Genomic DNA, 12,002 nt, shown 5'->3' with positions numbered 1-12,002 from the left:
AGGAGTTTTCTTTTTTTTGCATCAGCTATTGAACAGAACGTGTAACTTGACAAGGCTGCAGGCCAGTAACGACGGCGTCTACGTTGGTAGCGATTCACAGAAGCGCTCAGCCAGAGGACAATGTCGCAAAAGCCCCACCCCGAGGAGCCCCAGAATGTCCGTTCCAAAAACGATGTTTCAACTCAGCGGTCGCGGTTACGCAGCGGCCACACTGAGCCATGCCACCGTGGTCATCATCGATGCCCAGAAAGAATATCTCAGTGGCCCGCTGGCCCTGAGTGGCATGGACGCGGCCGTCGCGAACATCAAACAAGTGGTTGCCGCAGCCCGTGCCGCCGGTCGGCCGATCGTGCACGTGCGTCATCTCGGCACCGTCGGTGGCCTGTTCGATCCGCAGGGTGAGCGCGGCGAATTCATCCCCGGCCTCGAACCGCACGGCGATGAAACCATTATCGGCAAGCTGCTGCCGAGCGCGTTCCATGGAACCGAGCTGCTTGATCGCCTGCAGAACCTTGGCTCGCTGGACTTGATCGTTTGCGGTTTCATGAGCCATTCCAGCGTCAGCACCACGGTGCGCGCCGCAAAGAATCTTGGTTTCCGCTGCACGCTGGTAGAGGACGCCTGCGCGACTCGCGATTTGCCATTCAAGGGCGGCGTGCTGAGTGCCGAACGGGTTCAGGAAGCGGAGATGGCGATCATGGCCGATAACTTCGCCACCCTCGCCTTGACGCAAGACTTGATCTGATCCGCACCGACGGCTCCGATGGGCGGCTCACGGCGCCGCTCATCTGCAAAATCCTCTCATTTTCCGCAAATGCCATAGCCTCAGGAACAACCCGGTCAACTCCCGGTCGAAGGGCCGATACCCATTGAGGAAGGTCGGAATGAAGTTATCCGATGGATTTGACGCACGCCGCTTGCGGCCCAAAGGCCAAAGCAACTGGCGTTTTCGCTTCGGCGCGGCGTTCGCTGCCATATTGGCGACGTTCGGCGTGTTGCTGGCGATGGCCGGCGCAGCCAGCCTGCTCGGACGACCACCGGCGCTCGGCGAGCTGAATGCGACGCCGATGGGCTCGGCGATCATTCTGGCGGTCGGTTTGCTGTTTCTGTATTTCGGTGTCGCCCTGTGGCGCCGCTGCCGCCGTCGCGCACGGCAATCGCGGGAACTGAACATGTCCCCGCACCTGATGAAAAAACACGACTGACTCCACGGCCTGGCTTTTTGCCGGGCCGTTTTGTTTCGACTTGGGTAAACTGGCCGCCCTTCGCGGAGGCTGACATGCAAGACGACGATTTTTCTCTGTTCAAAAGTGCGATCCAGGGCGTCAAGCCGATCAAGCACGACCGCGCCGACACCGGCAAACCCAAGGCTGACCGCGCGCAGATCGCCAAGCTGCGCCAGTCTGCCACTGTGCGCACTGACACCCATACCGTTGATGGTCTGTCCGATCAGTTCGTGATCGACGTCGGCCCGGAAGACGAGTTGATGTGGGCGCGCGATGGGGTGCAGGAAAGCCAGATGCGCAAGCTCAAGGTCGGGCAGATCCCGTTCGAAGGCAGCCTCGATCTGCACGGCATGACCGTCGAAAAGGCCCGCGAAACCCTTTGGGCATTTCTCGCTGAAGCGACCAAATTCGAAATCCGCTGCGTGCGCGTCACCCACGGCAAGGCAGTGCGTCTGGACGGCAAGCGGCCGATGATAAAAAGTCACGTCAACACCTGGCTGAGGCAGCACGCGCAAGTGCTCGGATTTTGCTCCTGCCAAGCTCGCCACGGTGGCGCCGGCGCGGTTTACGTGATGCTCAAACGCACCATGATGGAAGGCCGCGACGAATAATCCTGAAAGGCGATAACTATTCTTCCTCTTCGATATTTTTTATTATCAAAGGAACCAATAAAGTCTGAGCAGTGTAAATAGATGCAACCGGAGAAAGGTGGCTATTATCAAATGTGGTCATTCCAGTTTTTCGATCAGCCCCTATATAGGTTCGGCAACCTTTATCAGTACAGAGCAGGTCAATCATCGACACGTATTGAAAGCCTCCCTGCCCAGCGCCATATTTGCCTTTAAGCAAAATATCAGAATCCAACACATTTTTGACGAGCTCGTCTTTCAAATAAATCGGCGTGGAACCCCAATATTTCTGCAATACAATTTGATTAAGCCTACCGTCCCATAGAGGAACGGGGCCCATAACTATCACGTGCTTTACACCATAAGAGGTTAATGCAGCTGCCAGTTGAGGCAGACTACTCGACACATCGTGCCAAAGCACCTGAGCTATGATGACCACATCGGGTTTCTGATCCTTTATCGCCTGAATCGCAAATTTATTTGATTTTTTGCAATACTCAGCAGCCGATGCATCAAAATCAGGAAGATTTGGCAGGCACCCCGAGCTCGCAACACTGAGAATCGCTATATCTCTGGGCAACTCATGTGTCACCCCATAAATATATTGCTGTGCGTGAGAATCCCCCCAAAACATGATTTTTTTATCGCTTTTGGACTTGAAGCATTTTTCCGCTATGTTAGGAACTGGCGTATTCGACGCCGACCCTCTAATGAAGGCATCCATGTTGTACCAGTCACAATCATATCTGAATTTCCCTGGAATATCATTGGCTTTAAAATAACGCCAATCAGGTTTTGAATTTTCAAAGTAGTCGGCAAACTGTTGCTTTTCGTCATGACGAAGCGGGAAACCCTGTTGTAAAATGGTTATTGCGGCAACGCCCGTGAACGAAATCGCCAGCCAGACTAGAGATTTTACAGCTACACGACCAGATATGTATCGGCGCAAGGGCAGTTCAACAAACCTGTACGTCAACCATGCCAATATTACCGCTGAGACAACTAAAGCGACTCTCAATGTAACGCTGGGTGTACCGGACAGAAATATGTAGCAAAACGAGAAAATGGGCCAATGCCATAGATACAGTGGATAACTGATCAGACCGATAAAAATCAACCAGCGTGAAGCAAGTATCCTCTTATTGACCCACGCGTCCGGCCCCGAAAAGATTAACAAAGTAGAGCCTAGGACGGGAAGCAGCGCCCAGTAACCGGGAAATTGCTTATTTTTATCGATAAGAGAGACTGCTGCGATCAGTAGCCCGCTCCCCACGAGCGAGGCACTGTTGCAAACAGGCTTCGTCATGAATATACGCAAATGGTGGGCATTGAAAACGGTCATATAAGCTAACAAACTACCAAACAGCAGCTCCCAAACTCTAAACTGTGGTAGAAAAAAAACGCCTGCCGGCATGTCGGACATATAATATAAACCGAAACCAAATGAACACACGCATGCCAGTGCAAGCGCAGGCGCGCAAAGTTTTCGAATTCCGAGCTTAGAAAAAATAATTATAGAAACTGGAAACAGCAGATAAAATTGCTCTTCGATGCCTAATGACCACAAATGCATAAGAGGCTTTGTTTCGACGGTCGCATCAAAGTAACCAGACTCGGTGTACATTACCAAGTTCTGCACAAAGCTGATACCTGCGATAATATGCTTTGAAAGGGTCACATACTCCCCCCCCATCAAAACCACTGCTCCCGTTATAAAAGTGGAAAATAGCACGAGCAGGAGCGCCGGAAATATCCGCCTGACGCGTCGCTCATAAAAATCAACAAGACTAAAATCATTTGCCGACACGCCTTTAAATATTATGCTAGATATCAGATATCCTGAAATTACAAAAAAAATATCAACCCCGACAAATCCGCCCGTAGCAAATTGTGGGAACGCGTGATATATCACAACCGCGAGAATTGCAAGCGCACGCATTCCGTCGATATCAGGGCGATAGCTTAAATGTTGATTATCAATTACAGACTTGCTTCCTGACGAGGCCTGTTTCGACATCAACTCAAACGAAACACTCGAGCCCATTAAGTAATTCCCTAGTCAAAACTGTATTAAAACCCGCACGATAAGCGGATACAAAACCCGGCATTGTAGTTTCCAGCAAAAATTAATTCCAATTAATTCAGGTCCGAAGCTCTATCGACAGCTCCCGGCCGCCGCGTCCATGGCCGCAAAGCTTCAGCCACCGAGGTCAAAACCAGGCAAGCTGCAGTCCTTTCTCGCCCTTTCCGATAAAAAAGACTTGGGCTTGGTACGACACATTAGTGGCGTAAACTTGGTGACAAGGCTTCAAGACCTCCGTGCGCCAATTTTCAAGCTAAACGTCGCGCACGGTGACGCATTGTCCAACGGGACCTATCTCTTTCCATAGCATGACTGAATCACATTGTGCTTGCGCCGGCTACCGGGTGGGCTTTAGCGCGAGCGCGGCTCCTGACAAGTGAGGGCAAAGGAGCGCAGCCCACGTTCGCACATGCGTGCTGGTGTTCGCTTTTTACAGCGCTTTCCTATCCCATTATCCCGATTTATTTCGACATGGTTGACACGAGGCAAACGAGCACAATTTGCCTATATTTTTTGCCAATCCCGCATGATCCGAGAGCTATTATAATGGATCGTAATTTCACGTCTCTTCGCAAGAAAGATCCTGACAATGCTTGATGAAGTTCGATAAACAACCGCAAAAATGTAGTATTATGGCGGCATTGCACCATTTTAGAACACAGAATTGCTATCGCGCACGACTTAAAATTTCGGAACAATACGAATGGACATTGACACATACAATACCAATCACAACTATAAATTCCAGAATATGATCCGAGCTATTCAGCGCCAAGAAATACTTGCGGCATTTGTAGGGACCTTAATCGTTATTTTCGTTGCTCAGCTGAGCATCGGCGCGATCAAGTTCGTAGGTGACTCTAACGCCTACTGGCATTACAGCTCCTTAATACTGAACATGGATTTCCCCAAAACCATGCGAGGTTTTTTTTATCCCCTAATACTGGCTTTTCCTAGATTTATATTCGAGACATTTCCGGCTACAGGCTACCTGGGATTATATGTTATACAAGCAGCACTATTCAGTTACACGCTTTCTATTATGCTGCCTTATGTATTTACAGAACTTATCGGTGGCAAGACATCTTTATACCGCCGGATAGCCCCTCCAATATTGGTGGCGATATTTTTCCCAGGTCTGCTGGCGCATCCGCTAAGCGACCTGCCAGCCTTATGCATGATAATAGCCTCCCTTTATCTCATATTGAAATCTTCACAGCAAAACAACATACTTTCTCCGCTGATACTCTTGTTTCTTGCGGGAATAATGGCGTATGGCGCCTATAACGCTCGAACAATATACTTATTTCCGCTGCTAATATTGGTTCCAATCATCCCCTTCGTTACCCTCAAAAAAAGAACCCATATCGAAAATTTTTTATTTACAGCTATCTTTGTCTCAGGTGCGGCTTTTGCCTCGCTACCGCAGATAATGATTAACATCAAACATCTCAATCTCCCATCACCATTTGTCATCACTGATGACAAAAAAACCTCACTGTACGCCAACCAGTTAAAGTGGGGCGTAACCATACAAAGGTACGAGACAGGCTACATCCCCGCAAGCGGCGCGATATATCCTATTTATTATCTAGACCCTTTGGGTGAGCGCGTATTTGAAGAATTTGGTTTGGATCAGGGAGACATCAGCGTATCAAAGATGCTAACCACCATCATTAATCATCCAATCACTTTCGCTAGAATTTATGCTAAACATTTTATCAACGGCATGGATATACGGGACCCAGACCCATACACCACTAAACCTTCGAGAGATCGCAATATTCGCTCCTTCGCAAGCATTGCGGTTTGCGTTCTTGGTATATTTTTTATCCTGCTCATAATCGCTAGGCACAAAGCGTGGCCGGAAACATTTCGAAGCGTCTTATGGCTAAGTTTATTATTATTACCTGCGCTCGCTATTACACCCGGGGCAATTGAGACCAGGTTTTTTCTCCCATTGCATTTGATTGCATATTGCGCAATCTCTTTCGGCTCTTCAAAAAATATAAAAAGTGAACTTAGCAATGGAAAATTATTGGTTGGCGCAGCGATATATTTGACACTTGTTTTGTCCTTTTACACAAGCGCCAAGGAATCCGTACAGCATCCTACTTCAGAAATCAAAAAGGAATACTTTTATTAACAAGCAGCTCACACTACGGGCGAGCAACGGTTGTTTTAGAAGTAGGTATCAAGTGAAGAGCACCGATTGGATCGTCATACACGAAGCAAATTTTGAGCGTGGACTGGTTGCTACGAATTGCCGTGCGAAAACGCGCAGACCTGCGCCGATTCGCTCCCAAGATGAGTGAACCGTGAAGTGCTTCGGCACCGACAATGGATACTGCAAGGTAATCGCCAGTCTGGGACGGACAGGCTTCATTGGCAACCATGAGCGGAAACACTTTAGGTGGGCCCTTGTCGCTACGAAGATCAAACCTAGACAGCAATACAACAAATGGCATACTTGCGCTACCATAAGGCCCATGACCCGCATGAACCTCGAGTTCATCCAGAATCAGCTTGGCCGCAACGTGCAGATGTCACTTCGACTTCCTAAGGGATTGTTCCCAGTCAGGACTGGAGTGACGACGGGGGCTTGATCAAGGTTCATTGGTAAAAATGGGTACAGACAGAAACCGTACCCCTCTAGAACCCATACGGAAAAAAGCTCTGTGACACTGGAACAGAATTACACCGCGATCCTCGGCCAATTGGGCGAGGACGTCTCCCGCGAGGGCCTGCTCGACACGCCAAAGCGTGCCGCCAAAGCCATGCAGTACCTCTGCCGCGGTTATGAACAGACGCTCGAAGAGGTCACCAATGGTGCCCTGTTCAGCTCCGACAACAGCGAAATGGTGCTGGTCAAGGACATCGAGTTGTACTCGTTGTGCGAACATCACCTGCTGCCGTTCATCGGCAAGGCGCATGTGGCGTACATCCCGAGCGGCAAAGTGTTGGGCCTGTCGAAGGTCGCGCGGATCGTCGATATGTATGCGCGTCGCCTGCAGATTCAGGAAAACCTGAGCCGCCAGATCGCCGATGCCGTGTTGCAAGTAACGGGTGCGCTGGGCGTGGCGGTCGTGATCGAAGCCAAACACATGTGCATGATGATGCGCGGTGTCGAGAAGCAGAATTCGTCGATGATCACTTCGGTGATGCTGGGTGAATTCCGTGAAAACGCGGCTACCCGCAGCGAGTTTCTCAGCCTGATCAAGTAATCCCGCGGTACGAAGAAAACCGGCATTCATCGCCGGTTTTTTTTCGCCCGTGAAAAATCGGGTAAGCTGCGCGCCTTTCTCAACATGCATCGTGAGGCTTTCAACGTGTTCGTCAAAGCGCTTCGTGTCGGCCTCGGCCAACTGGTTATCTTCATCGATTTCATCACCCGCCCCGGCAAGAAAAAGCGCCCCGCCGCTGCTCAAGCGCAGGTGGACGCGGCCGCGAAGGATCTGACGCTGTTCCAATTCCACGCCTGCCCGTTCTGCGTGAAGACCCGCCGCACGCTGCATCGCCTGAATGTACCGGTGGCGCTCAAAGACGCGAAAAACAACGAGCAGGACCGCCAGACGCTGCTGGAACAGGGTGGCCGGATCAAAGTGCCATGCCTGCGAATTGAAGAAAACGGGCAGACGACGTGGATGTATGAGTCGAAGGTGATTATTGATTATCTGGACAAGCGCTTTGCTGCAGTCTGATGTTTAAGGGGTGTGGCTGATGCCCCTATCGCTGGCAAGCCAGCTCCCACAAGTTTTGTGAACGCCACAGATCACTGTGGGAGCTGGCTTGCCAGCGATGAGGCGCGCACAGACACAGCGAATTTCAGACAAAAATAAACCGGCGCATACGCCGGTTTATTTGTTTTCAGGCCGCGTTTTCTAGCTGCGCCCGCCGCACCACCGCCGCCAATCGCTTCAACCCTTCATCCAGTCGCGCCGGATCGATGTGGCTGAAATTCAAGCGCAAGTGGCCGTGATGGTTATCCGGCTCGGGGAAAAACGGCTCACCCGGCATAAACGCGACATCATGGGCCAACGCATCATCCAGCAACGTGCGCGTGTCCAGCGGCTGCTTGAGGGTGAGCCAGAAAAAAAGTCCGCCCTGGGGCATTTGCCAGTCCGCCAGATCGGCGAAATGCGTAACCAGCGCCGCTTGAAATGCATCGCGCCGCTGCCGATAAAAGCCGCGCAACTCGCGCAGATGCTGCTGATATTTTTCACTGCCGATCCATTGCAGCGCCTGCCACTGGCCGATGCGGTTCGTGTGCAGATCCGCCGATTGCTTGAGCTTGAGCAAATGCGGGAACAGATCCGGGCTGGCAATCAGATAGCCGACGCGCAGCCCCGGCAGCAGAGTTTTCGACACGGTGCCGGTGTAGATCCAGCTGGATGTGTGCAAGCGGGCGGCGATGGGTTTGGCACTGCCGCCGTCGAAAGTCAGTTCGCGATAGGGCTCGTCTTCAATCAACGTCACACCAAACTCGTCCAGCAATGCAGCGACCGCCGCGCGTTTGGCTTCGCTGTAGCGCACAGCAGATGGATTCTGGAACGTCGGGATCAGGTAGACGAACGCCGGGCGATGCTGTTCCAGACGCGTGCGCAAATGCGCGAGATTCGGGCCATCGGATTCTTGCGCCACGGTCAGGCAATCGGCGCCAAACAACTGGAAAATTTGCAGTGCCGCCAGATAGGTTGGCGCTTCCAGAAGGATTTCCGTGCCTTTGTCGATGTACAACTTGGCGGCCAGATCCAGTGTCTGCTGAGAGCCGCTGACCACCAGCACCTGACTTGCGGTGCAATCGAGGCCAAGCGCTCGCGCCTCTGCGGCCAGGGCTTCACGCAATGCCGGCTCGCCTTCGCTCATGCCGTACTGGCCGAGCGACAGCGGCATGTCGGCCCAGTCGACTTTCGGCAGCATGGCTTCGGCGGGCAAGCCGCCGGCGAACGACATCACCTCTGGACGCTGAGCAGCGGCGAGGATTTCACGGATCAAAGAACTTTTAAGGCGCGAGACACGTTCGGAAAAAGCCATGGAAGTCACCGGTAGCTAGGCGTCTGAAAAATGAGTCAAACTGGTTGACTGAAATTACGCCAGCTTTAGCGAGTACGTCAACATGCTTGACCTTAAAAATCCTGCCAGCCAACAGCAGGCGATGGAAGCGTTTTTCTTCGGCTATCAGGCTTTCACGGCTAAGGCTGATGAAATGCTGGAACGTCGCGGACTGTCGCGGGTGCATCAGCGCATCGTGTTTTTCATCGCGCGCTATCCGAATCTGAGTGTGAAGGAATTGCTGGCCTTGCTCGGGGTGAGCAAACAGGCGTTGAACATGCCGCTGCGGCAATTGCAGGAAATGCAACTGGTCGACAGCGTCGCCGCCACGACCGACAAGCGTAAGCGCCTGCTGGAACTGACCGTGGAAGGCGCGAAGTTTGAACAGGCACTGCGTCGTGAGCAGGTGAAATTGCTGGAGCGGGTGTTTGCCGAGGCTGGGGAAGCGGCGGTGGATGGCTGGTTGACGGTGAATCTGGCGTTGGGGAACAGCCAGACAGTTCTTGGGTGATTGGCTGATCTATTCGCGAGCAGGCTCGCTCCCACAGGGGAACGCATTTCAATGTGGGAGCGAGCCTGCTCGCGAAGGGGCCTTCGGCGGCGATATATCTATATCGACGGGACTTTCGTAAACAAAACCAAAAACAATATTTGCTTTATTTGTACACAAAAGCATAATCCACAGCGTGCGAGTTCCTGACCGCATGGTCAACAAATTCGCGTATGCCTCAAAGGGCCGCTGCCACCCCTCATGGGTCCGGCCCTGGAAATAACAATAAAACTCTTGAGGAGTACTCGCTGTGGAAAGCCGCAAATCCGAAGCATCGCCGCTGGATCTCTCGCCGCCATTACGCACTGGCTTGCTTGAGCGCCTGTTCAAACTCAGCTTGCATGGCACCACGGTGAAGACCGAGCTGATCGCCGGTCTGACAACCTTCATCACCATGGCCTACATCATTTTCGTCAACCCCAACATCATGGCCGATGCCGGGATCGACCATGGTGCAGCCTTCGTCGCCACCTGTATCGCCGCCGCGCTGGGCTGCCTGCTCATGGGGCTTTATGCGAACTGGCCGGTTGGCCTCGCGCCGGGCATGGGCCTCAACGCTTTCTTCACCTACACCGTCGTCGGCACGATGGGCTACAACTGGGAAACCGCGCTCGGTGCGGTGTTTGTCTCCGGCGTATTGTTCATGATTCTGACCTTCTCGCGGATTCGCGAATGGCTGCTCAACAGCATTCCGGTCAGCCTGCGCTTTGCCATGGGCGCCGGCGTTGGCCTGTTCCTCGGCCTGATCGGTTTGAAAACCGCAGGCATCGTCGTCGACAGTCCGGCTACGCTGATCAAACTCGGTTCCCTGCGCGAGCCTGGCCCGCTGCTCGCCGCCATCTGCTTCTTGATGATCGCAATCCTCAGCTACCACCGCGTGTTCGGTGCAATCCTCATCAGCATCATTACGGTCACCCTGGCCGGTTGGGGTCTGGGCCTTGTTCATTACGAAGGCATCATGTCCGCGCCGCCAAGTCTGGCGCCGACCTGGATGGCCATGAACGTTGCGGGCGTATTCAACGTCAGCATGATCAGCGTAGTGCTGGCCTTTCTCTTCGTGCACATGTTCGATACCGCCGGCACGCTGATGGGCGTTGCCCAGCGCGCCAATCTGGTGAACGCTGACGGCCGTATCGAAAATCTCTCCCGCGCAATGAAAGCCGACAGTGCGTCCAGCGTTTTTGGTGCCGTGGTCGGGGTTCCGCCGGTAACAAGCTATGTGGAAAGTGCTGCTGGCGTCGCCGCTGGTGGTCGGACTGGTCTTACCGCAGTGACCGTAGGTGTGCTATTTATAGCGGCAATGTTTTTCGCACCGCTGGCCGGCATGATTCCCGCTTACGCCACCGCCGGTGCACTGATTTACGTTGCGATGCTGATGATGGGCGGCATGGCTCACATCGAATGGGACGAAGCCACTGACGCGATCCCGGCAATCGTGACCGCGATCATGATGCCCTTGACCTTCTCGGTCGCCGACGGCATCGCATTGGGCTTCATCACCTACGTCGCGTTGAAGGCCGGTACTGGCAAGTACAAGGAAATTTCCGTCAGTCTGTGGGTGCTCTGCGCGATCTTCATCGCCAAGTTCATCTTCCTGTAAGCGTCCGGCGGTTCAGGCTTCAACACAGCCTCACCCTCACGGGTGGGGCTTTTGTGCATTTTTCAATACAACAAAAAGGAGGAAAGTGATGAGTCTGGAAACCTGGCTGCTGTTCAGCGGCGCTGCATTGGTGGTGATCCTGATCCCCGGGCCACTGTCGTTGCTGATGATCAGCAACAGTCTGAATTACGGTTTGCGTCGCTCTTACCCGGCGTTTCTCGGTGGCGTGACCGCGTCGATTTGTCTGCTCAGCGCCTCGGCATTGGGTCTGGGCGCCTTACTGTTGGCCTCGGAACAACTGTTCAGCGCGCTGAAAATCGTCGGTGCCCTGTACTTGTTCTATCTCGCCTGGCAGAGCTGGCAGCAGTCGCGTCAGCCTTCGGTCGGCGCTGAAGTACCGCAGGCCGCAGCAATTCCACGTTTTCGCGCCCTGTTCGGTCGAGCCTTCGTTCTCGGCGCGAGCAATCCGAAAGACATCCTGTTTTTCGCCGCATTTCTGCCGCAGTTTCTCAGCGCCGAGCAACCGTTTCTGCCGCAGCTGCTGATCATGATTGCGACGTGGACCTTGCTCGACCTGATGTGCAAATTGACCTACGGCCTCGGCGCCCATGGTGCCGCGCGCTATCTGCGCAGTGGCAAAGGCCAGAGTTGGTTCAACCGTATCAGCGCCACGCTGTTCGGCGGCGCCGGCGCGGCTTCGTTGCTGAGCAGTCACTGATCCCGCAGGGGTTCTGGCCATGCCGAGCGGCGTCACAACGATGCTCGGCATGGCTGCCCGAACCCGACTGAACATCGCGCAACAACCGGCAACACAGATATAACTATGTATATCTCGGCCGAAAAATCCCTCGTTAATCTCCTG

General features: G+C 53.2%; 11 protein-coding genes. 9 read left to right on the top strand and 2 right to left on the bottom strand.

Translation table 11 applies throughout. The annotated features are described in order from the left end of the window. Positions 1 to 154: 154 nt before the first annotated feature. From EL257_RS08570 to EL257_RS08560, 3 genes are all read left to right on the top strand, one after another. Positions 155 to 745 carry a cysteine hydrolase family protein gene (locus EL257_RS08570; protein WP_126361637.1) on the top strand — a complete coding sequence of 197 codons (591 nt, stop codon included), beginning with the start codon at positions 155 to 157 and terminating at the stop codon, positions 743 to 745. 139 nt (positions 746 to 884) lie between these two features. Further along, complete coding sequence (locus EL257_RS08565) at positions 885 to 1,205, top strand: hypothetical protein (RefSeq protein WP_126361634.1); 321 nt, start codon at positions 885 to 887, stop codon at positions 1,203 to 1,205. 74 nt (positions 1,206 to 1,279) lie between these two features. Next, positions 1,280 to 1,837, top strand: a complete 558-nt coding sequence (locus tag EL257_RS08560) for a Smr/MutS family protein (RefSeq protein WP_126361631.1) — start codon at positions 1,280 to 1,282, stop codon at positions 1,835 to 1,837. Positions 1,838 to 1,853: 16 nt separating this feature from the next. Here EL257_RS08560 and EL257_RS08555 read toward each other — a convergent pair whose 3' ends face one another. Continuing rightward, positions 1,854 to 3,899 carry an acyltransferase family protein gene (locus EL257_RS08555; RefSeq protein ID WP_126361628.1) on the bottom strand — a complete coding sequence of 682 codons (2,046 nt, stop codon included), beginning with the start codon at positions 3,897 to 3,899 and terminating at the stop codon, positions 1,854 to 1,856. A 742-nt stretch (positions 3,900 to 4,641) separates the two neighbouring features. Here EL257_RS08555 and EL257_RS08550 point away from each other — a divergent pair. The 3 genes from EL257_RS08550 (at position 4,642) to EL257_RS08540 (ending at position 7,639) form a co-directional block, all read left to right on the top strand. Further along, positions 4,642 to 6,084 (top strand): hypothetical protein, encoded by a 1,443-nt coding sequence (locus EL257_RS08550; RefSeq protein WP_126361625.1) that lies wholly within the window; start codon positions 4,642 to 4,644, stop codon positions 6,082 to 6,084. A gap of 532 nt (positions 6,085 to 6,616) precedes the next feature. Further along, the gene (folE, locus tag EL257_RS08545) at positions 6,617 to 7,162 is read left to right on the top strand and encodes a GTP cyclohydrolase I FolE (protein WP_003175229.1); all 546 of its coding nucleotides are present in this window, start codon (positions 6,617 to 6,619) and stop codon (positions 7,160 to 7,162) included. A 105-nt stretch (positions 7,163 to 7,267) separates the two neighbouring features. Beyond that, complete coding sequence (locus EL257_RS08540) at positions 7,268 to 7,639, top strand: glutathione S-transferase N-terminal domain-containing protein (RefSeq protein WP_126361620.1); 372 nt, start codon at positions 7,268 to 7,270, stop codon at positions 7,637 to 7,639. Between the two features lie 166 nt (positions 7,640 to 7,805). On the opposite strand, the gene EL257_RS08535 is transcribed toward EL257_RS08540, so the two are convergent. Then, positions 7,806 to 8,972, bottom strand: coding sequence for a PLP-dependent aminotransferase family protein (locus EL257_RS08535; protein ID WP_126361617.1), 1,167 nt, complete (start codon positions 8,970 to 8,972; stop codon positions 7,806 to 7,808). An 82-nt stretch (positions 8,973 to 9,054) separates the two neighbouring features. On the opposite strand from EL257_RS08535, the gene EL257_RS08530 reads away from it, so the two are divergent. The 3 genes from EL257_RS08530 (at position 9,055) to EL257_RS08520 (ending at position 11,858) form a co-directional block, all read left to right on the top strand. Further along, the gene (locus tag EL257_RS08530) at positions 9,055 to 9,501 is read left to right on the top strand and encodes a MarR family winged helix-turn-helix transcriptional regulator (protein ID WP_126361614.1); all 447 of its coding nucleotides are present in this window, start codon (positions 9,055 to 9,057) and stop codon (positions 9,499 to 9,501) included. 289 nt (positions 9,502 to 9,790) lie between these two features. Further along, complete coding sequence (locus EL257_RS08525; RefSeq protein ID WP_126361611.1) at positions 9,791 to 11,140, top strand: NCS2 family permease; 1,350 nt, start codon at positions 9,791 to 9,793, stop codon at positions 11,138 to 11,140. 88 nt (positions 11,141 to 11,228) lie between these two features. After that, positions 11,229 to 11,858, top strand: coding sequence for a LysE family translocator (locus tag EL257_RS08520; protein WP_126361608.1), 630 nt, complete (start codon positions 11,229 to 11,231; stop codon positions 11,856 to 11,858). Positions 11,859 to 12,002 lie beyond the last annotated feature (144 nt).

The sequence above is a fragment of the Pseudomonas fluorescens genome, from assembly GCF_900636825.1.
Lineage (GTDB): Bacteria > Pseudomonadota > Gammaproteobacteria > Pseudomonadales > Pseudomonadaceae > Aquipseudomonas > Aquipseudomonas fluorescens_BG.
The sequence above is the reverse complement of the archived record's forward strand: the minus strand, read 5'-3'. Positions and strand labels throughout refer to the sequence as shown.

Coding starts and splice junctions, on each gene's coding strand:
- EL257_RS08570 (WP_126361637.1), top strand. CDS start 155: ATGTCCGTTCCAAAAACGATGTTTCAACTCAGCGGTCGCGGTTACGCA.
- EL257_RS08565 (WP_126361634.1), top strand. CDS start 885: ATGAAGTTATCCGATGGATTTGACGCACGCCGCTTGCGGCCCAAAGGC.
- EL257_RS08560 (WP_126361631.1), top strand. CDS start 1,280: ATGCAAGACGACGATTTTTCTCTGTTCAAAAGTGCGATCCAGGGCGTC.
- EL257_RS08555 (WP_126361628.1), bottom strand. CDS start 3,899: ATGGGCTCGAGTGTTTCGTTTGAGTTGATGTCGAAACAGGCCTCGTCA.
- EL257_RS08550 (WP_126361625.1), top strand. CDS start 4,642: ATGGACATTGACACATACAATACCAATCACAACTATAAATTCCAGAAT.
- EL257_RS08535 (WP_126361617.1), bottom strand. CDS start 8,972: ATGGCTTTTTCCGAACGTGTCTCGCGCCTTAAAAGTTCTTTGATCCGT.
- EL257_RS08530 (WP_126361614.1), top strand. CDS start 9,055: ATGCTTGACCTTAAAAATCCTGCCAGCCAACAGCAGGCGATGGAAGCG.
- EL257_RS08520 (WP_126361608.1), top strand. CDS start 11,229: ATGAGTCTGGAAACCTGGCTGCTGTTCAGCGGCGCTGCATTGGTGGTG.